The 23,582-nt window shown below is 69.8% G+C and carries 22 protein-coding genes; 13 read left to right on the top strand and 9 right to left on the bottom strand.

What is annotated here, in order from left to right; all coding sequences use genetic code 11:
- Positions 1-7: 7 nt before the first annotated feature.
- Genes E5F05_RS00455 through E5F05_RS00430 form a run of 6 tightly spaced genes read right to left on the bottom strand, consistent with a single transcriptional unit; the run spans position 8 to position 4,591 of the window.
- Positions 8-256, bottom strand: coding sequence for a hypothetical protein (locus E5F05_RS00455; RefSeq protein ID WP_206732959.1), 249 nt, complete (start codon positions 254-256; stop codon positions 8-10).
- The gene (locus tag E5F05_RS00450; RefSeq protein ID WP_206732958.1) at positions 253-669 is read right to left on the bottom strand and encodes a metal-sulfur cluster assembly factor; all 417 of its coding nucleotides are present in this window, start codon (positions 667-669) and stop codon (positions 253-255) included. The genes E5F05_RS00455 and E5F05_RS00450 overlap by 4 nt, the downstream gene beginning before the upstream one ends.
- A 20-nt stretch (positions 670-689) precedes the next feature.
- Positions 690-1,700 (bottom strand): Phenylacetic acid catabolic protein, encoded by a 1,011-nt coding sequence (locus E5F05_RS00445; protein WP_206732957.1) that lies wholly within the window; start codon positions 1,698-1,700, stop codon positions 690-692.
- Between the two features lie 10 nt (positions 1,701-1,710).
- Positions 1,711-2,481 (bottom strand): enoyl-CoA hydratase/isomerase family protein, encoded by a 771-nt coding sequence (locus tag E5F05_RS00440; RefSeq protein WP_129117084.1) that lies wholly within the window; start codon positions 2,479-2,481, stop codon positions 1,711-1,713.
- A 2-nt stretch (positions 2,482-2,483) separates the two neighbouring features.
- Positions 2,484-3,965: an aldehyde dehydrogenase family protein gene (locus E5F05_RS00435; RefSeq protein ID WP_206732956.1), complete on the bottom strand. Its 1,482-nt coding sequence runs from the start codon at positions 3,963-3,965 to the stop codon at positions 2,484-2,486.
- A complete protein-coding gene (locus E5F05_RS00430; protein ID WP_129117083.1) occupies positions 3,962-4,591 on the bottom strand; it encodes a TetR/AcrR family transcriptional regulator in 630 nt (209 codons plus the stop codon). Before E5F05_RS00430 ends, E5F05_RS00435 begins: the two co-directional genes overlap by 4 nt.
- A 156-nt stretch (positions 4,592-4,747) precedes the next feature.
- Here E5F05_RS00430 and E5F05_RS00425 point away from each other — a divergent pair, with 156 nt between their 5' ends.
- The 3 genes from E5F05_RS00425 (at position 4,748) to E5F05_RS00415 (ending at position 6,955) form a co-directional block, all read left to right on the top strand.
- Positions 4,748-5,581 carry an alpha/beta fold hydrolase gene (locus E5F05_RS00425; RefSeq protein WP_129117082.1) on the top strand — a complete coding sequence of 278 codons (834 nt, stop codon included), beginning with the start codon at positions 4,748-4,750 and terminating at the stop codon, positions 5,579-5,581.
- A gap of 136 nt (positions 5,582-5,717) precedes the next feature.
- The gene (locus E5F05_RS00420) at positions 5,718-6,653 is read left to right on the top strand and encodes an NAD(P)-dependent oxidoreductase (protein WP_129117081.1); all 936 of its coding nucleotides are present in this window, start codon (positions 5,718-5,720) and stop codon (positions 6,651-6,653) included.
- A 92-nt stretch (positions 6,654-6,745) separates the two neighbouring features.
- Positions 6,746-6,955: a hypothetical protein gene (locus tag E5F05_RS00415; protein ID WP_129117080.1), complete on the top strand. Its 210-nt coding sequence runs from the start codon at positions 6,746-6,748 to the stop codon at positions 6,953-6,955.
- Between the two features lie 39 nt (positions 6,956-6,994).
- Here E5F05_RS00415 and E5F05_RS00410 read toward each other — a convergent pair whose 3' ends face one another.
- The gene (locus E5F05_RS00410) at positions 6,995-8,128 is read right to left on the bottom strand and encodes a PQQ-dependent sugar dehydrogenase (RefSeq protein WP_129117079.1); all 1,134 of its coding nucleotides are present in this window, start codon (positions 8,126-8,128) and stop codon (positions 6,995-6,997) included.
- A 228-nt stretch (positions 8,129-8,356) separates the two neighbouring features.
- Between E5F05_RS00410 and E5F05_RS00405 the strand changes: the two genes are divergently transcribed.
- Complete coding sequence (locus E5F05_RS00405; protein ID WP_129117078.1) at positions 8,357-8,755, top strand: (R)-mandelonitrile lyase; 399 nt, start codon at positions 8,357-8,359, stop codon at positions 8,753-8,755.
- Positions 8,756-8,911: 156 nt separating this feature from the next.
- Here the strand turns inward: E5F05_RS00405 and E5F05_RS00400 are convergent, their stop codons facing one another.
- Complete coding sequence (locus tag E5F05_RS00400) at positions 8,912-10,030, bottom strand: aldose epimerase family protein (protein WP_129117077.1); 1,119 nt, start codon at positions 10,028-10,030, stop codon at positions 8,912-8,914.
- Positions 10,031-10,178: 148 nt separating this feature from the next.
- Here E5F05_RS00400 and E5F05_RS00395 point away from each other — a divergent pair, with 148 nt between their 5' ends.
- The 5 genes from E5F05_RS00395 (at position 10,179) to E5F05_RS00375 (ending at position 16,255) form a co-directional block, all read left to right on the top strand.
- Entirely contained in the window at positions 10,179-13,742 is a 3,564-nt protein-coding gene (locus tag E5F05_RS00395) for a transposase (protein WP_138223645.1), read from the top strand.
- Positions 13,743-13,995: 253 nt separating this feature from the next.
- Entirely contained in the window at positions 13,996-14,208 is a 213-nt protein-coding gene (locus tag E5F05_RS00390; protein ID WP_129117411.1) for a hypothetical protein, read from the top strand.
- Positions 14,205-15,041, top strand: coding sequence for a hypothetical protein (locus E5F05_RS00385; protein WP_129117410.1), 837 nt, complete (start codon positions 14,205-14,207; stop codon positions 15,039-15,041). The genes E5F05_RS00390 and E5F05_RS00385 overlap by 4 nt, the downstream gene beginning before the upstream one ends.
- An 85-nt stretch (positions 15,042-15,126) precedes the next feature.
- On the top strand, positions 15,127-15,636 hold the full coding sequence (locus tag E5F05_RS00380; protein ID WP_129117409.1) for a cupin domain-containing protein: 510 nt from the start codon (positions 15,127-15,129) through the stop codon (positions 15,634-15,636).
- A gap of 121 nt (positions 15,637-15,757) precedes the next feature.
- Complete coding sequence (locus E5F05_RS00375) at positions 15,758-16,255, top strand: hypothetical protein (RefSeq protein WP_129117408.1); 498 nt, start codon at positions 15,758-15,760, stop codon at positions 16,253-16,255.
- A 53-nt stretch (positions 16,256-16,308) separates the two neighbouring features.
- Here the strand turns inward: E5F05_RS00375 and E5F05_RS00370 are convergent, their stop codons facing one another.
- Positions 16,309-18,219 (bottom strand): WD40 repeat domain-containing protein, encoded by a 1,911-nt coding sequence (locus tag E5F05_RS00370; protein WP_129117407.1) that lies wholly within the window; start codon positions 18,217-18,219, stop codon positions 16,309-16,311.
- A gap of 380 nt (positions 18,220-18,599) precedes the next feature.
- Here E5F05_RS00370 and E5F05_RS00365 point away from each other — a divergent pair, with 380 nt between their 5' ends.
- The 4 genes from E5F05_RS00365 to E5F05_RS00350 all read left to right on the top strand — a co-directional run bounded on the left by E5F05_RS00365 (position 18,600) and on the right by E5F05_RS00350 (position 23,574).
- The gene (locus tag E5F05_RS00365) at positions 18,600-18,848 is read left to right on the top strand and encodes a hypothetical protein (protein ID WP_129117406.1); all 249 of its coding nucleotides are present in this window, start codon (positions 18,600-18,602) and stop codon (positions 18,846-18,848) included.
- 47 nt (positions 18,849-18,895) lie between these two features.
- Positions 18,896-20,704, top strand: a complete 1,809-nt coding sequence (locus E5F05_RS21805) for a hypothetical protein (RefSeq protein ID WP_129117405.1) — start codon at positions 18,896-18,898, stop codon at positions 20,702-20,704.
- 20 nt (positions 20,705-20,724) lie between these two features.
- Positions 20,725-22,275 (top strand): serine hydrolase, encoded by a 1,551-nt coding sequence (locus tag E5F05_RS00355; protein ID WP_129117404.1) that lies wholly within the window; start codon positions 20,725-20,727, stop codon positions 22,273-22,275.
- 252 nt (positions 22,276-22,527) lie between these two features.
- Positions 22,528-23,574 carry a DUF3103 family protein gene (locus E5F05_RS00350; protein WP_129117403.1) on the top strand — a complete coding sequence of 349 codons (1,047 nt, stop codon included), beginning with the start codon at positions 22,528-22,530 and terminating at the stop codon, positions 23,572-23,574.
- The last annotated feature ends 8 nt before the right edge of the window (positions 23,575-23,582 follow it).

Raw genomic sequence — 23,582 nt, 5'->3', positions numbered from 1 at the left:
GGGAACCTCACTTCACCGGAATGATGTCGATCAGCTTCTCGCGCGGGATGATCCGCATCTCGGCCCAGCGCCACTCGTCGTACAGTTCCCCGGCGTACATCTGCGCCAGGTCGCTGTTCAGCGCGACGACACTGCCGATGTGATGCACCTCGTCCTCGCGGAAGCGGGCGAACACCTCGAAGACGAGGCCCTCGGCAGTGCGGGTGGGGGGCTGGGGGGCCACCCTTTCCTGGCGGTTCTGCACGGCTTCGCTCATGACGCCTCTCCTGTTCCCACGCCCCACTGCGCGAGCTGCGCGCGTCCGGCATCCGTCAGGCGCTGGCGCGTCCACGCGGGCGTCCAGACCACGTTCAATTCCACGCTCTGCACGTCCGGCTCCTGCAAGAGCCGCTCGCGGATGTCGCTGATGATGTACTCCATGCACGGGCAGCCCATGCTGGTGAAGGTGAGGTCCACGTTCACCGCGCCGCCCTGCTCCCGCACGCCGTAGATCAGGCCCATGTCCACCACGCTGATGGGGTACTCGGGGTCGGTCACCTCGGTCAGCGCGTGCCACAGCCGCTTCTCGGTCGGGGTGGCCTGCACGGTCAGGTCGTCCAGGGTGCGCCCGTTGCCCTTCTTCGCGGGCGGCATGGCGATGGGGAGGGCGGTGGTTCCGGTCAGGTCCATGACACTTCGCTCCTTCCCGCTCAGTTGATGATGTCGGCCCAGCGGCGCTCGCCGATCTGCTCGTCCTGGCGGCCATACAGTTCCTTGTAGCCGCGCTGAATCTCGGTGACGTACTGGCTGTTGCTGGGGCCACGGGCCTTCCAGCGGGTCATCACGCGGTCCCAGGAGATGGGCTTGCCCTCGAAGACCCAGCGCTTGTTCTCGGCGTCGAACTCGCTGGGGAAGGGGAAGGTCAGCACGTACTTCTGCTGCGCGTCGTCCCAGTAGGCGGGCACGTCGAGGTCCAGGCTCTTGAGGAAGGGCACGGCGGTACTCATCCAGCGTTGACGCAGTTCGTCATTGGTGTAGCCCTTGAAGCCGTAGTCGATCTGGATGTTGTGGCGCTTGTGGCTGTCGGGCAGGCCGAACCATTCCACCGTCAGCGGGAACATCCAGTCCACTGCGCGCTGGAGCTTGGCGAGGCCGCCTTCCTCCTTCGCGATGCGCTTCATCCAGTTCTCGCCGTGGCGCAGGTGGAACTGCTCTTCCTTGTCCACCTTCACGAGCGCGCGGTGCCAGGGGCCGTAGGTGGTGTGCTCGAAGACGTCACTCAGCAGCGTGTACCCGGCGCGGTCATACAGCGCGTTCGCCACGGCCAGCTCCACCCAGCTCTCCAGCGGCACGTCGAAGGCGTAGGGATACTTGAACTCCTCGGGGCGGCGCTCGTAGACGAGCTTCTGCTTGTCCACGCCCAGGTCCTCCAGCATCCGGTAGGCGATGTGCGCGTGCGCCATCTCGTCCTGAATGATGCTGAGGGCCGAGAGGTAGGCGTTGGTGCTGGGGGCGTCCTGCGCGGCGCGGTAGTAGGCCGGGGCGCTGATGAGTTCGGTGTCGGCGCTGACGGTCAGGATGCGCTTGATGCCGTCCAGATAGGTCTGGTCCATCTGGTTGATGTTCTCGATCATCCGGCCGTGCCCGAGCCGCTCGCGGACCTCCGCTTCAGTCAGGGGTGCGAGGGTGCGGCGGGGCGTGAAGTCGTGTTGCTGCGTCATGGTGTCCTCCTCACTTGCCCTGGTAGACGGGCTGGCGCTTTTCACCGAAGGCGGCGAAGCCTTCCTTGGCGTCGGTGGTGTCGTACAGCGGTTCGATCAGTTCACGTTCAAGGGCCAGGCCGTCATGCAGGGGCCGGGTGAAGCCGTCGTACACGGCCCGCTTGATCGCCCCGATAGCGAGCGTCGGCCCGTCCGCGAGCTTCTGCGCGTAGTCCCGGACGCTCTGGTCGAAGTTCTCGGCGGGGAGCAGCTTGTTGACCAGTCCCAGGCGCAGCGCTTCCTCCGGGCTGACGCGCTCGCCGTTCACCATCATTTCCAGCGCCTTGCTGACGCCAATCAGGCGGGGGAGGCGCTGGGTGCCGCCGTTGCCCGGCAACACGCCCAGCGTGACTTCCGGCAGGCCCAGCAGGTACTTGCCTTCCTTGGCGAGGCGCAGGTCGGCGGCCAGCGCCATCTCCAGACCGCCGCCGAGGGCATGCCCGTTGATTGCGGCGATGAAGAGCTTGTCGCTGGCGGCCATCTTCTCCAGCGCCGCGTGCGCCGTGCGGATCATGTCCATGCTCTGCGCGGTGGTGCTGGCCGCGAAGGTCTTGATGTCCGCGCCCGCCGAGAAGAACTTCTCCGATCCGCTCCGCAGGACGATGACGTTGGCGTCGGAAGCGTCCGCCTCGTCAATCGCGCGGTCCAGTTCCCGCATGAAGTTGATGTCGTAGGAGTTGGCGGGCGGGTTGTCGAGGGTGATGAAGCCGAGCTTGCCCTCCTGGGTGAACGTGACTGGCATCCTCAGCCCTCCAGCCCGCCGAAGACGGCACCCTTGTCTTCGAGGTAGTAGTCCACCGCTTCCGGCCCATGCTCGCGGCCCAGGCCCGACGCCTTCACGCCGCCGAAGGGCAACTCGTCGTAGCCGTAGTGGATCATGTTGATCCAGGTCACGCCCGCCTCGATCTCGCGGACGGCCTTGTTCGCCCAGATCATGTTGTTGGTCCAGATGGAGCTGCCCAGGCCCCAGGGCGAGTTGTTCGCCTTCTGGATCGCCTCGTCCAACGTCTTCACGCGGAACACCGGCAGCACCGGGCCGAAGACTTCCTCGGTCACGAGGCGGCTGTCTTCCGGCACATCCGTCACAATGGTCGGCTGGAAGTAGAAGCCCTGGTCCAGTCCTTCCGGGCGCTTGCCGCCCAGGACCACCTTCGCGCCCTTCGCCACGGCGTCGGCCAGTTGCTCCTCGATCTCGCGGCGCTGGAACTCGGCGTGCATCGGCCCCATGCGGACCTTCGGCTTCTCGGCGGGGGTGGAAGGGTCGCCCAGTTCATAGCGGCTTACCTTGTCGATCAGGCCGGACAGGAACTCCTCGTAGACTTCCTCGAACACGTAGAGGCGCTTGACGGCGAGGCACTGCTGCCCGGCGTTCCAGAAGCGGCCCACCATCGCGCCGTTGATCGCGGCCTTGAGGTTGGCGTCGGGGCAGACGATCATCGGGTCGGAGCCGCCCAGTTCCAGTGTGACGCGCTTGAAGTCGCGGCCCGCCAGTTCCATCACGCGCCGCCCGGTGTTGCTGCTGCCGGTGAGGGCCACGCGGCGCACGGCGGGATGGGTGATGAGCGGTTCACCCAGTTCCGAGCCGGAGCCAGTCACGCATTGCAGCACGCCCGGCGGCAGCCCCGCCTCGTTCAGCAGCTCCACGACGCGCAGGGTGGCGAGGGGCGTGGTCTGCGCGGGCTTGATGATGATCGGGCAGCCCGCGATCAGGGCCGGGCCGACCTTGGTGCCCATCAGCGTGAGGGGGAAGTTCCAGGGGGTGATGCCCACCGCCACGCCGACCGGGCGGCGGAAGAGGACGCCGTAGGAATACTTGCCCATCGCGGGCGGCAGCGGCACCTCGGCCCCGCGAATCTTGCTGGACAGGCCCGCGTAGAAGGTCAGGCCGTGGATGAGGTGGTGGACCTCGCCCTTGGCCTCGAAGACCGGCTTGCCCTGTTCCTGACTCAGCAGGCGGACGATCTCCTTCTCGTTGGCCTTGAGCAGCGCGATGCCCTTGAAGAGCAGTTCGGCGCGGTCGTCCGGGCTGGTTTCGGCCCAGCCGCGGAAGGCAGCCTGCGCGGCCTCGACGGCCCGGTTCGCGTCCTCGACGGTGGCCTGGGGCACGGCACCCACGACCTGACCGTTGGCGGGGTTGCGGACCTCGTAGGTGCGGCCCGTGCTGCTGAGGGTGGGCTGGCCGCCGATGATCATCGGGGTGGTTTCAACGCTGGCAGTCTGGGTCATGCGGTGCCTCCTTGGGAACTGGGAACGGGAGTGGAGCGGTGGCCGGGTGTGGCGACACCGTTCAGGAACTGGTCGGTGATGTGGCGGGCCATCTCTTCCGGTCCCTCGAAACGCTGGCGGGCGTAGTCACTGAGGTACACCTCGACGTGCGCGACGAACACGCGGGCGAGGAGTTGCGCGTCGCCCAGGACGATCTCGCCCGCCTCCATCCCGGCGGTCAGGATTTCCTCGATCTGGTTGGGCAGCGCTTCCTGGTAGGTGTGAATCAGCTTGCGGCGGGCCTCGCCGTGAAACCGCTGGCTGTCGCGGCGCACGAGCTGGATCACGCGCTGTTCGAGCAGCGGTTTGCTGAGGTAGAGGTACGTCAGGCGGTACAGGCGGTCACGGGTGGTGGTGCCGTAACTCAACGCGGGGCGCAGGTCCTCGCGGAAAGCGCGCAGCTTGCGGTCCATCATCGAGAGGAAGACGTCTTCCTTGCTGTCGAAATGGTGGTAGATGGCTCCCTTGGTCACGCCGGAGGCCCGGGCGACGTCGGTGAGCTTGATGTCGTCGTAGGCGCGCGACACGAACAGTTGCGCGGCAGCTTCGAGCAGGTCGCTGATGGTGGCTTCGGGATTACGGGCCATGCTTCTCCTCGTGTTCAGAAATGGCTGCGCCCAGGCGGCGTAACATACTCGTGGGTATGTCCAGTGGAAGTGGGGCGGGGTCTGGGTACGCTACAGATGCCGGGACGCAGACGGAGACTTACATACTCGTGGGTATGTTGATGTTACGCTGGGTTCATGGCCCTGTCAAGTCAAGGTGACCTTCCCGAAGCCGCCCATCAGCCTGTCATCGGCGGCCACCCGCTTGAGGTGCAGTGGCACGGTCCCTCCCCCGCCGAGGCGCCCACGCTGGTCTTTCTGCACGAGGGCCTGGGCAGCGCCTCCCTCTGGCGCGACTTCCCCCGGCGCCTCGCGGAGGCCACCGGCTGCGGCGCGCTGGTCTACAGCCGCGCGGGCTACGGGCAGAGCGGCCCCGTTCCCCTCCCCCGCCCCACCCGCTACATGCACCACGAGGGCCTGGAGGTACTGCCGGAACTGCTGGAACAGTTCGGGGTGAGGGAACATCTCCTGATCGGCCACTCGGACGGCGGCAGCATCGCGCTGATCAATGCGGGCGGCGCGCCCCGCCCAGGCCTCCTGGGGGTCATCACCGAGGCGGCCCACGTCTTCAATGAGGACCTGAGTGTGGCGTCCATCGCGGAGGCGAAGGAGGCTTATGAACATACGGACCTGCGTGCAAGGCTCGCCCGGCACCACCGCGACGTGGACAACGCCTTCCGGGGCTGGAACGACGTATGGCTCTCCCCCGACTTCGAGAGGTGGAACATCGAGGAATATTTGCCGGGCATCACCGTGCCGCTGCTGGTGATCCAGGGCGAAGAGGACCAGTACGGTACATCCGCCCAGGTACAGGCCATCGTGCAGCGAACGGGGGGACCCGCCGAGGCCCTGATGCTGCCGGACTGCGCCCATACCCCTCACCGGGAGCAACCGGAACGGACCTTCGAGGCCATGCGGGCCTTTGTCGGGCGCCTGACGGCAGGCAGAACGGAAGGGTTGTCCCAGCCCTGAAGGCGTCCCGCCAGACGCGCCGCCGTGGCTCCCGGCGGTCCAGCCTTCGGTGCCCAGGCCAACGTCTCCCAGGGCCAGCGAGCACCCTGTCTGTGCAGGGCCGCGCCTGCCCGGCTGCCCAGCGGGAGACTCACGCATGGCTGCCTCTCCCCGCGGTTCCTCCGGCTCTCCTCCCCTTCCCCACCTGGCCCTGATCGGCACCGGCCGGATGGGCCGCCCGGTCGCTGAGAACCTGCTGCGCGCCGGGTTTCCTCTCACCGTGTACAACCGCTCCGCCGCGAGTCTGGCGGCGCTGGGGGAACTGGGGGCCAGAGTCGCGGGCAGTGCCGCCGAGGCCACAGCAGAAGGCGAACGGATCATCACCCTGCTGCCCAACGGCGGCGTGGTCACCGAGGTGCTGCTGGGTGGAGCCTTCGCCGCCGCGCGCCCGGGTACGCTGTTCGTTGACATGAGCAGCATTCACCCGGCCACGGCCCGTGACCTGGGCACGCGGGCACAGGCGTTGGGGCTGCGGTTTCTGGATGCCCCGGTCAGCGGCGGGACGGCTGGCGCGGCGCGCGGCGAGCTGGCGATCATGGCGGGCGGGCCGCAGGAGTGGATCGACGAGGCCCGGCCGGTGCTGGACGTGCTGGGGCGGGTCACCCGGGTTGGGCCGCTGGGCAGCGGGCAGCTCGCCAAGCTGGTCAACCAGGCCATCGTGGGCGTGACCATCGGCGCGGTCGCCGAGGGGCTGACGCTGGCCCGCGCAGGTGGGGCCGACCCGGCGCAGGTGCGCGAGGCCATCCTGGGCGGCTTCTGCCAGAGCCGCATCCTGACCGAACACGGGGCGCGGATGCTGGAACGCAACTTCATCCCCGGTGGAACGGTCGCCACCCAGCTCAAGGACCTGGACACCGTGCTCGAAGTGGCGGCGGAGGTCGGCGCCGCGCTGCCGCTCACCACGCTGGCCCGCCAGCTCTATGCCGAGTATGCGGCGGGGGACAGCGGGCGAACCGGGGAAGACCACAGCGCCCTGGTCCGTCACATCGAGGCCCTCAGCGGGCTGCTGGTGGAAGAGGGAACCGGGATGTGAGCCGCGCCCGTTGGGGTCGGCCGAACCTGCTCTTAACGTTAAGAGCGTTTCGCTTTCGGCCCGGTGGGCTGACCGAGCAGGCCCTCCAGCTCGTGTTCGACTACACGGAGGCCATCTTCCGCCCCGCCGTGTGGTGTGCCTGCCAGAATGCGAACGTGCCCTATTCCCCACCCTCGCGGCTGAGGCTCGCGGGGCTGCGGGACCACGGCGAACAGCTCAGGCGCCGGGATGCGGGTTTTCTGGGACAGTACGCCTTCGAGCAGGCCAAGCGCATCGCGCAGTCCCTCGAAACGGAGGAATGAAGACCATTCGCACCCAGAGGCCCCGGCCACGTCCCAGCGTCAAGGATGGCCTGGGACGTAGCTGATACGGTAGATCAGGCCATTCCCGTCATCCGTAAGGAAGAGGGCACCATCGGGCGCGACCTGGAGGTCCACCGGGCGGCCGGTGGTCGTCAGTCCCTTCAGAAAGCCGGTCAGGAAATCCCGCACCTCGCCGGTCTGGGGGTTGACCGTGATGACCTTGTATCCCGACTTCGGTTCACGGTCCCACGAGCCGTGCAGGGCCACGAACATCAGGCCCCGGTACTCGTTCGGGAAGGCCGTACCGGTGTAGAACGCCAATCCCAGGGGTGCGGCGTGGGCGGTGGTGGTGGCGAAGGCGGGCTCCGCCGCGTCGCAGTACGCCTGGTTCTTCTTGCCGAAGGCCTCGTCCCAGACCTGCCTGCCGTTCAGGGGGTAGCAGTAGGGCCAGCCGTAATTCCCACCGTCACGCAGGCGGAAAAAGGCTTCCGGGGGCAGGTCGTTGCCCAACAGGTCCCGCCCGTTGGCCGTGGCGTAGAGCGCCCCGCCGAACCATTCCAGGCCCACGGCGTTCCGCAGTCCCGTGGCAAAGGGGCGGCCATGTTGCCCGTCGGCGTCATAAACCCACACGGCGGCCCGCCGGGGGTCACTCTCCTCGCACACGTTGCAACTGCTGCCCGCCGCCACATACATCCGGTCGTCCGGCCCGAACACCAGCGTCCGTGTCGTGTGCCGCCCCCCGGTCGGCAGGTCAAGGATTTTTTCCGGCGCGGCGGCCGCCCTCAGATCGCCCGGGGTGTAGCGGAAGCGCACCACGCTGTCGGTGTCCGCCACATACAGGAAACCGCCGTGAAACGCCAGGCCGTGCGGCTCGTTGAGGCCCTCCGCGAAGACCTCGCGCCCATCGGCCTGTCCATTCGCGTCACGGTCGGGCAGCACATACACCCGGCCCGCCGCGCTGTCGCTCACGAACAGGTCGCCATTCGGAGCCAGGGCCATCAGACGCGGCTTTTTCATCCCGTCCGCATAGACAGTCACCTGAAAACCGGGAGGAAGGGTCAATCCGGCGTTGGGGCTGGAGGTGTCCGGCTGCCGGACGATGGCACAGGAAGGCAGCAGGAGACCGAGCAGGCCCGCAGACAACCCCGCTTGCCGGAGAGCAGGAAGACGCATACCTCATCTGAAGGCCCCCGGATGAGGGCCTTGAGCTGGAACGATGAAGTCAGGCCCCAGGATTCCGCCAGCGGCGGGCACTTTCCCACGAGAGTAAGGGGTGGTTTAAGGAAGAGCCACCGTTGGCGAGCTCGGCGGATGCGGCGCACACTGAGAAATGCAGGGAGCCGGATATCCAGCGGAACTCGAAAAGTGGGCGGGAAGATAACGCGGTCAAGGAGTAAGACGATGAACATCATCCGAAGTGGGACACGCGCCTCCGGGAAGGGGCCAGCGGAGTGGTTTACCGGCAACGTGCGGATTGACCCGCTGCTTCAGACCGAAGCGCCCGCCCGCGCTACAGGCTCAAGCGTGACCTTCGAGCCGGGCGCACGGACGGCCTGGCATACGCACCCACTTGGCCAAACGCTCATCGTCACCGGTGGCCGTGGCCTGGTCCAGCGCGAGGGCGGCCCCATCGAGGAGATTCACCCCGGGGACGTGGTGTGGTTCCCACCTGGCGAGAAGCACTGGCACGGCGCCGCACCGCAGGCCGCCATGACCCACATCGCCATTCAGGAAGAACTGGACGGCAAGGCGGTGGACTGGCTGGAACACGTCACCGACGAGCAGTATTCCGGGGCCTGACCACCTTCGCCCGGTGGGGTGGGCGCTGGAAGACTTCTCCCGGCGGGGCGACCCCGCGACTTACCCGGGGAGGGCTCCGGCGTCGGAGCGGCTTCATGAGTGACACCGACCTGCGGCCACGCTCACGCTGCCAGTGTGGCCGGACAGGAGCGGGTGTCAGCGCGTGGAGAAGGCGTAGACGGTGCGGGAAGAGAAGTGCTGGCCGGGCAGGAGCACCGCTGGTGGAAACTGCGGCTGGTTGGGGGAATCGGGGAAGTGCTGCGCTTCCAGACACACCGCCCAGCGGTGCCCGTACCGCTGTCCGCCCTTCCCGGTGATGCGGCCGTCCAGAAAGTTCCCGGAGTACACCTGGAGGCCCGGTTCGGTCGTGCTGACCTCCACCTGCCGTCCCGTTGCCGGGTCATACAGCCTCGCCGCCGGGTGGAGCGCCGCTCCGCCACGCAGCACAAAATTATGGTCGTAACCTCCCGCGTACCGCAGCTGCTCGTCGCCCTCGTCCACGCGCGCCCCGATCCGCCGCGCTTCCCGGAAGTCGAAGGGCGTTCCCGCGACCTCCCTCAGTTCACCGGTGGGAATCAGGCCAGCGTCGACCGGCGTGATGGCCTCCGCCTGCACGGTCAACTCGTGACCGAGGATGTCCCGGCCAGCGTTGCCGGTGAGGTTCCAGTAGGTGTGGTTGGTGAGGTTCACAGGGGTCGGGGCGTCGGTGGTGGCGGCGTAATCGATTCGCAGGGCACCGGCCAGCGTGAGGGTATAGGTCACCCGAACGGCCAGGTTGCCGGGATAGCCTTCCTCCCCGTCGGGGCTGAGGTAGGTCAGCATCACGCCGGGGCCGTCCTCCCCGACAAAGGCGTGTCCGTCCCACAGGCGCTGGTCGAACCCCCGCTCGCCCCCGTGGAGCGCGTTGGGGCCGTCGTTCTGTGCGAGCTGGTAGGTCCGGCCCTGCAAGGTGAAGCGGCCCCCGGCAATCCGGTTGGCGTAGCGGCCGATCAGGGCACCGAAGAACGGGGACGAGGTCCGGTCAAAGTACGGTTCCGGGCGGTCATGTCCGAGAACGATGTCGCCGGGGAGGCCGTGCCGGTCGGGAGTGAACAGGCGGACCAGCACGCCGCCGTAGGTCATGATCCCGGCCCGCAGGCCGCCCGGTGTCTCCAATTCATAGAGGGTGATGCTCCGGCCATCCGGCGTTTCCCCCCAGGGACGCTCGCTGACCGTCCCGGCCCGGTCCGCCGAGATGTCCTGATGCTGCGCCCCCGTCTCCCCATCTCCTGCCATGTCCTCCCCCTCCAGCGGTCAGCCGACATTCACAAGTCTCCTGCCGCGCAGGCCCGGCCGCAGCCAACGTACCCCAAATGAGCCCAGGGGAGAGAGCGGCCGGAGGACCGGCGCTTTCGCGGCGTGACCGCTCCCCCTACACTGATGCATGGACGCTGAAGCCACGCGGCGTGCTGCGCCCCCGCCCGCGCTCGCCCGGCTGGATCGCCGGACGGCGGCGCTGGTCGCGGTGCTCTCGCTGGAAGGGCCCACCTCGCGCTCACGGCTCGCGGGGCTGCTCTGGCCCGAGGTGGCCGAGGCCACGGCCCGCAACAACCTCAGCCAGATGCTGCGCCGCCTGCGCCTGCTGCCCGGTCTGCCCCGGGTCGGGGGTGACGCGCGGCTCTGCCTGTCCGGGCCGCTGGCTCCCACCGAGGCGCTGGCCCTGCTGGACGGCCACGAGTACGGGGACCTGCCCGACCTGAGCGACTGGCTGCTGGCGGTCCGGGAGCGCCAGCGCACCGCCCGGCTGCGGGAACTGCGCGCCGAACTGGAGGAGGCGCAGCAGGCGGGCGAGCTGCGCGCCGCCCTCGACCTCTGCGCGGTGCTGCTGGACCTCGACCCCCTCAGCGAGGAACTCTGGCGCCTCCAGATGCGCCTCTCTCACCTGCACGGCGACCGGGCCGCGGCCCTGGCGGCCTACCACCGCTGCCAGGCGCTGCTGCGGCGGGAGATGGGCCTGGACCCCAGCCCCGAGACGGTCGCCCTGGCACGCGAGGTGGAGCGCGGCCGGGTGCCGGTGCAGCGCGCGGCGGTCCTCCCGCTGTCGGTGCAGCGCCCGCCGCGCCTGATCGGCCGGGACGAGGTCTGGCAGGCGATGCAGCGGGCCTGGGACGAGGGCCAGGGTATCCTCCTGCAAGGCGAGCCGGGGGTGGGCAAGTCGCGGCTGATGCACGACTTCGTGGCGGCCCACGGCGGCGCGGTGGTCTTCGAGGGTCGGCCCGGAGACCGGCTGGTGCCGTACAGCACCCATGCCCGGACCTACCGCGCGCTGCTGCGGGCGTTTCCGGGGCTGGACCTGCCGCCCTGGGTGCGGCGGGAACTGGCGCGAATCGTGCCCGAGCTGGGCGAGCCCCCCCCGCCGATCACGGAGGACTCGCAGCGGCTGCGCTTCTATCAGGCCAAGACCGAGGTGCTGCTGCTGGCAGCGGCGGCGGGCCTGCGGGTGGTGGCGCTCGACGACCTGCAATTCGTGGACCAGGCCAGCGTCGAGGCGGGCGAACACAGCCTCTCGGCGCTGTGGGGGAAGGCCGGGGCGCCCCTGCGCACCATCCACGTCTACCGCAGCGGCCAGCTGGCCCCGGCGCTGGAGCGGCGGCTCGGGGACCTCGTCTCCGCGGGCCTGGCCGTGCGGCTGACCCTCACGCCGCTGACGGCCGCGCAGGTGATGGACCTGGTGGGCAGCCTGGAGGTGCCGGAGCTGCGGGGGCAGGGCGAGGCCATCGCGCTGGCGTCCGGGGGCAATCCGCTGATGGTGCTGGAAACGGCCCGGCACCTGCTCACCTCGGGTGACGCGGCAGGCCAGCCCTCCCGGCTCGGAAGCCTGCTCGGCCAGCGGCTGGAACACCTCTCCTCGGCGGCCCTGAACCTGGCCCGGGCGGCGGCGGTGCTGGGGGTGGACTTCGGCCCCGAAACGGCGGCGGCCATGCTGGACCAGCCGCCGCTGGCGCTGAGCGCCGCCTGGCAGGAGCTGGAGGCCGCCCAGGTGCTGCGCGACGCCGCCTTTCTCCACGACCTGCTGGCCGAGGGCGTGCTCGGCGGCCTGCCCTCGGCCCTGGGCGCCCTGCTGCACCGCCGGGCGGCGGCGGCCCTGGAAGCGTTCACGGGCGCCCCCGCGCGGATCGCGGGCCACTGGCAGGCCGGAGGCGAGCCGCGCCGCGCGGCCCCCCACTGGCTCGCCGCCGCCCGGGAAGCCGTGGGCCAGTTCCGGCTGGCCGAGGCGGCGACGCTGTTCGGTCAGGCCGCCAGCGCCTTCGAGGCGGCGGGCGACACGGGCGCGGCCCTCGGGGCGCTGGAGCAGCAGTCGGAGGCGCTGCTGGAAGCCGACCACGGCGCCGGGCACGAGGCGGTGGTGGCGCGCATGGAGGCGCTGGCCCACACGCCGGAGCAGCGCGCACGGGCGCACGGCCACCGCGCGCAGTTGCAGCACCGCCAGCAGGACCCGCTCGCCGCCGAGGCCACCGCCCGCGCCGGGCTGGACCTCCTCGCGGACACGGCCGCCCCCGAACTCCGGGCCCGCCTGCTGGGCACGGTCGCCCTGAGCCTGTGGTCGCAGGGACGGCTGGACGAGGCCGCCGCGGGGTACGCGCAGGTGGAGGTCATGTTCGGGGAACTGGGCCTGGTTTCGGCGCAGGCCGACACCATCAACGACCTGGCCCTGGTGCTGGACTACCAGGGCCGCCGCCAGGAGGCCGCCCGGCGCTACGCCCAGGTCGAGCGGCTGTTCGCGGCGCTGGGGCAAAAGGACCACCGCGCCATCGTGCTGGGCAACTGGGGCGGCAGCCTCCTCCAGGGCGGGCGCGCCCGTGAGGCGGTGCCGCGCTTTCTGGAGGCGCTGGAGGTGTGCCGCGACCTCCAGGGCGCCCCCAATATCGAGCGGCGGGTGCGGACCCAGCTGGGCGCGGCCCTGTCACAGCTCGGCCACTTCGGCGAGGCGGAAGACCACCTGGCGGCGGCCCTGCACCTGGCCCGGGCGCACGGTCTGCCGCAGGCCTATGCCCACACGGCACTGGCCGACCTGTGGGCTTCCCTGGGCCGCTTCCGCGAGGCCCACGGCGCGCTGGCACTCGCGGAGGCCGAGCACACCCGCGACGCCGAACGGCTGCTGGTGCACCTCAGCGAGGTGCGGGCCTGCGCGCTGGCGGGGAGCGATCCGGCGGCGGCCCTCGCCCGGGCCGGGCAACGGCTGGGCGAGGGTGGCCCGGCCACCACCCGCTTGCGCCTGCGCCTGTGGCAGGCGCGCTGGGCCGCGCCCGACGAGGCGCTGGCGACGGCGCGGCCCGCCATCCGCGAGGCGCAGGCCCTGGACCACGGCGGCCTTCAGGCCTGTGCCCACACCCGCGCCGCCCAGGCCCTCCTGGCGCTCGGGCAGGCGGCGGAGGCGCTCGACCACGCCGACCAGGCGTGCACCCTGCTCCGGACCTACAGCACCGCCGACCTCCCGTGGCCCGAGGCCGAGGCGGCCCGGGTGGCGGCGCTGGACCGCCTGGGCGACCCGGCGGCCGGTCAGGCGCGAACCGCGGCGCAAGACCGCCTGCTCGGTCAGGCCGACGCGCACGTTCCGCCCGAGCACCGCGCGGCCTTTCTGGCGCTGCCGCTGCACCGTGCCCTGCTGTCGGGGGAGGCGTCCGGCCCCCCCGCCTGGCACCCCCTGACGGACGCGCAGTGGACCCAGGTGCAGGAACTGCTGACGGTGACAGGCCCGGGCACCGGTCGGCCCCGGCGCGACACGCGCGCGGTGCTGGACGGCGTGCTCTGGGCGCTGAGCAGCGGCGCGGCCTGGCACCGCCCCTTCCCGGCCCACCTGCCCTCGGCGGCCACCTGCTACCGCCGTTACCGTGAGTGGCAGGCCAGCGGCGCCCTGCGCGCCGTGCTGACCCGCCTCCAGCAGCAACCGGAGAGCCGGGCCCTCGCCGCCCGGCTGCTGGGCCGCCTGGACCCCCCCGGCCCCTGAAGGCCCTTTTGAAATGACCCGGCCAGCGCGGGCGGTTTTGATATGGCGTGCCGGGCGGCCGCCTCCGCTCGCTTGGCCCGGGCCGTCACTGGCGGGTCATGGTGCCTTTCTTACCCTGGGTTACAGGCGGACGGGAGCACGCTCCAGCCCCGCCTCGGGAGGCTGAAGCCGCGAATCCCGCTGTCCTCATCCGCCCAGTGGCTCCACCATTCTTGGCTGGCGCTCAGGCTTGCCCCGCCCCGGAAGGAGGCCCATGGCAGACGCTCAGGAGCAGGTGTATGTGCTGCGCCTGTCGACCGAATCCACCCCGCCGGACGGCGGCCACATCAGCCTCTATCACGTCGGCAGCGGTCTGCGCCTGTACTTCGGCTCGCTGGCCGGGCTGCTGGAGTACCTGAAGGCCCACCTCGGCCGCGATCCCCGGACACCCCACGAGCCGCCCCGGCGGTCCCAGGAGGAAGCATGAACCACGTGCAGTTGCTGGCCCCCCTCGTCCTCGCCCTCGGCACGGCCTCGGCGGCCCCGACTGTGCTGAACCTGACCGCCACCGGCCAGGGCTACGCCGGTCCCGCCACGGTGCAGGCGGGCTACGTCCAGGTGAACCTCCAGAACACGTCCGGGATGCCGGTGGACGTGGGGGTCTTCCGCCTCAAGCCCGGCGTCACCGAGGCGCAGTTCCGGGCCGCCGGAACCGCCGTGGCGACCATGGCGGCCAAGGACGCCGACTACAACCTCGGTCAGATGGTGGACGTGCTGGGCGGGGTCGGGGACGTGCAGCCGGGCAAAAGTGACTCGGCGGTCCTCCATCTGCCGCCCGGCACGTACATCCTGGCCTCCCTCGACGCCGACGAGGCCACCCACAAGACCGCCCTCTCCCTGGGCTACGAGAAGCCCCTCACCGTGACCGGTCCGGAACTGAGCAACGCGCCTGCGGGAGCCGACTACACCGTGAATATGGTGGACTACCGCTTCGTGCTGCCCACGAACGTGACGGCAGGCCCCCACACCTGGCACGTCATGAACTCCGGTCAGGAGCCGCACTTCGCGCTGCTCGCCAGGCTGCTGCCCGGCAAGACGATGCAGGACGTGATGAACGCCATCATGAGCAGCGACCAGTCCGGGCCGCCCCCGGTGGACTTCGAGCACTCGGTCTTCGCCCAGGTGCTCACCACCGGCCAGGCCGAGGACGTGACCTGGAACCTCACCCCCGGCCAGTACGCGGTGGTGTGCTTCGTGGCCAGCAAGAACGGCATGGAGCACGCCCGGATGGGGATGCTCCAGGAACTGACGGTCAAGTAACGGCTGAAGCAGGGGGGCCAGGCGCGGCAACGTGTTCCTGGCCCCCAGCGCCATTCGTTCTCACAGAACGTAAGGAGTGAGCCTGATGATCCAGCCTTCGGCGACCAGCAACCTGACCCGCCCCACCCACCGCATCGGGGCCCTCAGCGTCACCACCCTGATTTCCGGGAGTCAGACTGCCGGTGCCTTCGCCCTGCTCGAACATGTGCTCGAAGTCGGCGCGCTGGGGTCGCCGCCCCACACCCACAGCCACGAGGACGAGTGGTCGTACGTACTGGAAGGTGAACTGACGGTGGACTTCGGCGGACAGGCGGTGCGGGCTTCCCCCGACGAGCTGGTATTCAAACCGCGCCGCCAGCCGCATACCTTCCTGAATCTGGGCGATGTGCCGGTACGTTTTCTGGAACTGATCGCGCCTGCCCCCTTCGAGCGTTACTTCGAGCAGCTCGCCCCACTGGTCCCCGAGCATGCTCCGCCGGACGTGCCCGCCATCCTCGGCCTGGCCGCCCGCTACGGCCTGGAGATGCACCTGAACGATCTGCCCCGCCTCGCCCAGCAGTACCGGCTCACCCTGCCTGGCCTGCTGGCGGAATGAACCCGGCTGGGGGATTCAGCGTCCGGCTCCCTGGCTGGAGGCCTGAAACAGCTTCCGACACGAGGACCGAGGCGGCCACCCCTTCGACCTGACCGACAGATACACCCCTTAAGGAGCGCCCATGAACCCTCTGCTCGTCCTGACCGCCCTCGCCCTGAACTCGCTGGCCCTGGCCGCCCCCGACCCCTGCAAGCTGCTCACGCCCGGCGAGGTGCAGTCCAGCCTGGGCGCCCCCACCGTGACCGCCAAGCCCGCCACCGATCAGGACATCCCCACCTGCAACTTCGACTTCAAAGACGGCGGTCTGAGCCTGGGCGTCACCGCCGGGGCCGGGAAGATGCTGGGCGGCAAGTCTCTGCTGTCACTCCTCCAGAGCGGAGGGGAGGGGGGGACCCCCATGAAAGGGGTTAAAGCTGTGCCCGGTGTGGGGGACGAGGCGGCGGGCGGCGGGGCCTCGCAGACCACTTCGGGCGTGCCGCAGGACTTCGCCACCCTCTATCTGCGTAAGGGAGACACGCTGCTGGTGTTCATGGCCGTCTCCAGCAACCACGCCGCCAGCAAACTCAACCTCCAAAGTCTGACCCTGCTCGCCAGACGCGCCCTGTTGCGGCTGCCTTAGCGGCAACCTGACCCCGTCAGAACAGCCGGAGCCAACTGCCGGAGGTTCTCGGCTCAGGGCCTCACCTGCCACCACGTCAGCCTGTTGCCGTCCCGCACGAGCAGGCGGCCATCCGGGGCAAAGGCCGCGTCAGGTGAGGGCAGGGCGCGGCCACAGCCCCCCTGCCGGTTGAAGCCACGGGCGAGGGCGTCCGGCGTGGGCAGCCACTTTCCGGTGTGCAGGTCTGCCAGCGTGTACCCGTAGAGTGCCCAGCCGCATCCGTCCCCACTGCCCTCACGCAGCAGGGCGAGGCGGCCCTCCGCGCTCAGCGCCGCGATCCCCCGGCCGGAGTTGGGATCGGTCGTGGTCGGCTTCAGCCGCAGCGGCGGCCCGGCCTGCCCGCTCGACGTGTTCACCCGCCAGAACTCCATGTCCACCGGGTCGCGGCGTGCGTCCGGGACGTGGCTGGACAGGGCCACCCAGTGCCCATCTGCCGACACCGCCAGCCCAAAGCCGCCCGACCGCCAGTCCGTCTTCCACAGGGGCTTCCCGGTGAGGTCGGTGGCGGCGAGGCGCTCGCGGTAGGCACTCTCGGGGCCGTTCTTGTCGTTCGCCTCACTCAGGATGACGCGGGAGACGGGAAAGACGGTCCCGGCGGGCAATTTGAGCGGCTGGCCGTCCCGTGACCACGCCTGCACCCGCTGCTGCCCGTTCCGGGGGTCCCAGACCTGGGCGGACACCACCGCGCCGCCGGGACTGAAGGCGAGTCGCTGGACGTTCCCGCCAGCGTTCCACTGCGCCAGCACCCGGCCCCAGAAGTCGTGAATGCGGACCAGATTGTCCTGCGCGGAGGCGAAGCGTTCCTCCTCCCAGACAGCGAGGGCACCCGCGTTGATGGGGGCGACGGTCTGGAGGCCCTGTCCGCTCAGCACCGCGACCCGTCCGGCCCCGCCGCCCCGCTCCAGGGCCACCAGCGTCCGCTGCCCGGCCAGGGGAACGGAGGCCGTCACTGCCTCGCCCAACCCACGCAGGAACTCCCCGTCCAAGAGGCGGCGCACCTCCGGCACGCTCCCCTGGCGGATGGTCACGAGGGCCTGCCCGTCCGGCGAGGGCCACGCCCCCCGCAAGCCCACCTGCGGCGAAAGGTCCCACACCCTTGAGCCGTCCTCGCGGTAGAGGGCGAGGAACTGCCCGTCCCGCAGCCCGCCCGTCTGCCGGTCATAGGCGTTGACGGCGAGGAGGAGGCTGTACCCCGCCGAAGCGTTCCCCACCCAGGTCAGCGAGGGGGCGGTGCCTTCCAGCAGCATCTGACCCAGCGGGACCGACTTGAGCCGCTCGCCCCGCCAGACGAACAGGGTCGCGGGGCCGTGCAGGCCGGAGGGGTCCCCGGGCGTGATCGCCAGCAGGGCCAGCCGCTCCCCGTTGTCGCTGAGGGCGAGGGCCACCGGTTTCACTCCGGCGGGCAGGGGGAGGCGGGTGGTCCGGCCGCCCCCGACCTTGACGATCTCCCGCCCCTCCACCCGCGCCCGCACCTGACCGCCCCGGGTGCAGACCTGCAAGGACAGCCGCGAGGTGGGGCAGGGGTCACTGAGGAAGGTCTTCCCGCTCCGGGGGTTGAGGAGGTACCGCAGGCGCACGGGCCGGTTCTGCCGCCAGCCCCGCGCTTCCAGTTGCAGGAACTCGCCGTTCCAGCCCAGCAGACTCAGGACGGGGGCCTCCCCCGCCGCCTCTGGCGCCCCGATCACCTGACGGCCCAGTGGCCTCCCAGTCGCGGCCTGCCAGCGCCGCAGTTCCCCGGTGGTGTCCAGCGTGTAGATTTCGCGGCTGTCGGGCGACCACGCCGCGCCCCCCGCAGGCGTCCACTCCGGCACCGAGAGGTGGCCGAAGCTGCCTGCCGCGTGTCCCTGAACGGTGAGGGTTCCCGTGAGGCCAGCGGCAGAGGCGACGGGCAGAGCCAGCAGAAGCGAGGTCAGCAGCAGGCGCATGGATTCAGCCTGCGGGACGGAAGCTGACGGGGCATGAGCGGGCAGGCGGAACGAGTCCCCACGTCAGGCGACGCCTCTGCGGGAGGGCCCACTGATGCCAACTTCGGGGGAGGCGCAGACGCGGGGCAAGAAGAACTTGGCGACTTGCGGCGGCAGGCAGCGCGCCCCAGCGTTATACGGACGCCCGCTCCGGGCCGCCCCATGTCACGCGCGTATCACGTTCGGCCCCGCACACTGACCCGGAGCGTTCAGGCGGGTGGGCCGACTCCAGGGTTCGCCGGAAAGGAAGGGACGACGATAGGGTCGCCGTCCCCGCCGGGCTGTTCGGGCGGCAGACCGGGCGCGAGGAGAGATTCACCGTCCCCACGAGGAGGCCAGGGATGCACGCCAGGGTGGTTACCGTCCAGATTCGGCAAGGCCGCGGGGACATCGTCGGCATCTTCCGCGCCGCGCTGGTCCCGGCGCGGCGTGAGCAAGCGGGCTTCTGCGGCGCGCGCCTGCTGACCGACGCGGCGCAGATGCGGGTGAACGAGGCCAGCGGCTTCTTCCGCGAGCAGCTCGCGCGCTTCGCGCCGGTGCTCAGTGCGCCGCCCAGCGCCGAGCACTACGAGGTGAACGTGAGCGAGTAGGGACGGGGAACGGACACGGGGCAGCATTTCAGCCTGGAGGCCAGCATATGATCACTTTCTCTTCCTCACGACATGGCCCTCGCCCAGGGCACTCCCCCCTGAGCCTGGCGCTCGGCGCGGTGGTCACTGCCGCCCTGCTGACGGGCTGTGGCCGGAACACGCCGCCCTCCGCCGACGCGCCCCGGGCGCTCATCCACGGCGCGGTGAGCAGCCCCGTGTTCGAGGCGCTCCAGCCCCTGGTCCGGCAGGTGAGCGGCGACACCCAGCCGGACCCCGGCGAGTTCGATCTGGTGATCGTGGACGGTGACAGCTTCACCGGGGGGCAGCTCCGGGACGACCCGTTGATCCAGCGCGCCCTGCGGAGTGGGGTGTGGGTGGTCGGCCTGGACATGTCGGAGGACGACAAGAAGGACGGCCTCGGGGGGCTCATCGGGGCCTCGACCCCGCAGGCCAGCCGCTTTTACATGGTCAGGCAAAGCCGCCCCGGCGGGCGCCTGGTCTACACCATCGTTGACCCGGCGGCCGGGGCGCAGACGGACCGCCAGGCGGCCGGGCAGATCTTCAAGGCGGTGAGGAACTCCGGGGTCTTCCCGCAGGACGCTCCGGCGGCCCCCGTCCCGCCGCGCCTGATCAACGTGACCTATCAACTGGTCAAGCCGTACGACCCGCTCCTGCCCGAGAACATGAATCCGGTGTTCAACGGAACCTACCCGGCGTGCTACCCCGGGAGAGTCTGGGGGTGCAGCTACAGCGGTGCCCAGCCACAGCAGCAGGCTTCCTGGTCGGCCACCCACACGATTCAGCTTTTCCTGGACGCGGGCAACAACCCCCAGGGAGACTTTCAGCACGTGCTGGTCACGAGCGAAGGCTCGGCCAACCCCGGTCCCACCGCCGTCAACAACCGGGACAGTTGCAGTGATTACAACGATCAGTGCGAGATCGCCTGGACCCAGACCCGCTTTGACGCCGGGCACAGTTTCGCGCCGGGAAGCGGCCTGCTCATCAAGAGTTCCTCACCGGCCAACGTCAACAATGCCCAGACCGTCACCACGGGGTCCACCTTCAGCATCGGGTATAGCCAGGATGCGGGGCTGAACGCCTCATACACCTACTCGGACTCGGTCAGCAAGACCATCACCGCCTGGCAGGCCCTCAACAACTCCACCACCTACGCCGCGAGCTGGGCGTTCGCCTCGAACAGTCCGTACAACGGCCTCCTCTCCAGCGGCTACGACAGCAGCATGTGGTTCTACTACTTCGGGGGGGTGGCTCCCCAGGGGCCCAACACGCTGTCACAGTCGAACTTCCAGTACCAGACCCAGACCCACTGGATCAACTCGCAGGTTTCGCGAAACGTCCTCCTGCTCAGCGGGACCGACAACGCCTACTACAACGACACCTGGGTGGTGGGCGCCCAGTCGGACAGCGACCCCAACGGCAACAACCCGTACTGCACGTGGGCGTTGTGTGGTGGCACGACCCAGCACTACTCGCAGTACGTGAACGGCCAGCCCTGGGCGCTGAACCTGGACATGTCCACGGTCATCCCGGTGAACACCCAGTCGCTCACCTTCAGCCCCAACCCGGTCACCGCCGGGCAGACCGCCACGGCGACCCTGACCCTGGCCTCCCGGACGCCGGTGGACGCCACCTTCACCGTCAAGTCCGACACGTCGGGCATCACCCCCGAACACGACACCTACACCATCCCCGCCGGGCAGGCCTCCCTCACCTTCAAGGTGCTGACGGGGGCCCAGGGCTGCCAGCCGCAGTCGGCGACCATCTCCGCCTTCTACGCCGACGGCCAGAACGGCGTCCTCAGCGTCAACCCGCCGCAGAACTGCCCACACGGCTAAGCCTCAAGAAAGGAAGCGCCATGAGGATGAGCCTCCGCGTCGCCACCGCTGCCCTGCTGACCCTGTCCACCCCGCTCCCGGCGGCCGCCCAGCCCGCCCCGGCCACCCACCTCACCGCCGCCCTGACCCGGCTCGAACAGGACGCCCTGAAGGCGACGGGCCCCGGGGGCATTCCCGGCATGGCGATTGCGGTCGTCGATCACGACCGGGTGATCTACCTCAAGGGGTTCGGGGTGCGCGAGGTCGGCCAGCCCGGGCGGGTGGACCCGGACACGGTGTTTCAGATCGCCTCGGTGTCCAAGCCCATCGCCTCGACGGTGGTGGCGCGGCTGGTGGGTGAGGGGGTGGTGGGCTGGGACGACCCGGTGATCGCGCACGACCCCGGCTTCGAGCTTTCCGAGCCTGCGGCCACCCGCGAGGTGACCCTGCGCGACCTGTTCTCGCACCACAGCGGCCTGCCCGAACTCGCCCCCGACCTGCTGGAGGACCTGGGCTTCAGCCGCAGCCAGATTCTCTACCGCCTGCGGTACCTGCCGCTCCCGAAGGGCTTCCGGGGCCAGTACGCCTACTCCAACTACGGCCTGACCGAGGCGGGCGTAGCGGCGGCAAAAGCAGCCGGGAAAGCCTGGGAGGACCTGGCCGCCGAGAAGCTCTACCGGCCGCTGGGCATGACCTCCACGAGTTCGCGGGTGGCCGACTACCGCGCCGCGAAGGACCGCGCCTCGCTGCACGTGCTGGTGGACGGCAAATATGTCGCCAGATTCCAGCGCGACCCCGACACCGAATCTCCCGCCGGGGGCGTGAGTTCGACCGTCCGGGACCTCGCCCAGTGGGTGCGGCTGCATCTGGCGGGCGGCAAGTTCAATGGGCAGCAGCTCATTCCCACGAACGTCCTGCGCGAAACCTACGTGCCCGAGGTGGTGAGTTCGCCGCCGGGCAACCCCGCCACCGACCGGGCGGGCTTCTACGGCCTGGGCTGGGATGTCGATTACGACACGGCGGGCCGGGTGCGGCTCAGCCACTCCGGCGCCTTCTCGCTGGGGGCGGCCACCAACGTCACGCTGGTGCCGTCGGCGGGGCTGGGTATCGTCATCCTGACGAACGCCGCGCCCATCGGGGTCCCGGAGACGCTGGCCCACACCTTTATGGATATCGCGCTGGACGGCAAGCCCGAGCGTGACTGGGGCCCCCTGTACCGGCAGGCCTTCGCGGAGCTGTTCGCCTCCATGCAGGGGAGCACCGACTACAGCCGTCCCCCAGCGACCCCCGCGCCCGCCCTGCCGCCCGCGAGCTACGTCGGCACGTACACCAATCCCTTCTACGGGGACGTGCAGGTGGTGGAGCGCGGCGGCGTGCTGACGCTGCTGGAGGGGCCGCAGGACATGGCCTTCCCGCTGCGGCACTACAGCCGCGACCTGTTCACCTACCAGCCGCGCGGGGAGTCGGCGTCGGGCCTGAGCGGCGTCACCTTCCTGATCGGCCCCGGGCAAAGAGCGGCGAGCATGGTGATCGAGAACCTGGACGTGGCGGGCCAAGGGACATTCACGCGGGTGGCGAGCGGGGGCCGGTGATGCCCTGGGAACGCGCCGCCGCCTGACGCGGGCGCCCGCTCTGCAAGCGGCGGTCACCCCTGCTGGACCAAGGGCTCCCGGTTTCCCGGCCTCTGCCACCCCGTACGGCCCCAATGAATTGTTCATCCAGTTGCTATTTGCGGGCGAGCGTGGTTCACTACGGATGTCCAACAAGTGGCTTTCTGGAGATCGCGGCTGGTCGTCCCCCCTGCCGGAGCGATAGACATCGCTCACGCTCACCCAGGAGTTCCTATGCGTCCCCACCTCACGCTGGCCTGCCTGTCTTTCGCCCTGCTCGCCTCCGCCTGCATGCAGGCCAATCCCCCCAGTGCCACCACGCCGACCCCGGAGCAGAGCGCCAGCAGCGACGCGGCAGTGAACGCGGCCCTGCATACCTTTGCCCGGCAACTGGCCCGCGCCCTGCCCAACCCGGAGGTCCGCGCGGCCATCCAGCAACAGGCAAATCTCCGCTTCGACGGGGACAGCGAGGCCCTCTACCGGACCCTGGCGGTCCAACCGGCGGGCGGAACGACACTCGAAGCCCTGATCGCGGGTCAGGGGGTAGGCGCCCAGTCCACCGAGGCCCGCCTCCAGGCACTGCGGGCGGTGACCTCACAGGTCAGCGGGTTGCAGGTCGCCGTGCGGGGGGGAAGCTGGGACACCGCGAGCGAGGTGCCCCTGGTGGCGGTGGCGCCCCAGGGCGGGGATGAATTCGCGCCGGTGACCGCATATGACGCGGCGGGCCAGGTCCACACGCTGGACGCCCGGCAAGTGCCCAGCCAGCCCGTCGTGGTGGTGGGGGTGAACGAACGGACGGACGAGCAGGGGAACCTGATCGCGGGCCTGGTTTCCCCCGGCAGTGCCCTGGGGACCCAGTCGTGTGACAACAAGGAACGGCTCAAATCGGTGTACGTGCGCGACAAACACGAACCCTGGGTCCGGGGCGACCCCGAGATCTACGTGAAGCTGGGAAGCAACAAGATCGACAACGTCTACACGGGCAGTCTGATCAATGTGAACGACACGAACCGGTGGTACGACATCGGGCGCGACCTGGTGACCTGGAGCTCCACGTCGGTGGGCAACTGGATGATGTACTTCTGGTACGAGCGGGACGGCGGCTCGAGCATCACAGTCACCCTGAACGGGGAATACAAGGGCGTGGGCGGCAGCGTGAGCTTCCACATCGCGGACGGGGACGACCGGATGGGGAATGCCCTGGTCGGCTTTGGCGAGCGTCAGACCACCTCGACCCTCGACACGGGCGACGTGCGCTGGACGCGAGGCGCCTGTCTGTGAGGTCCAGC

Source organism: Deinococcus metallilatus, from assembly GCF_004758605.1.
Taxonomy (GTDB): domain Bacteria; phylum Deinococcota; class Deinococci; order Deinococcales; family Deinococcaceae; genus Deinococcus; species Deinococcus metallilatus.
This window is presented reverse-complemented; position numbering and strand designations above follow the sequence as displayed.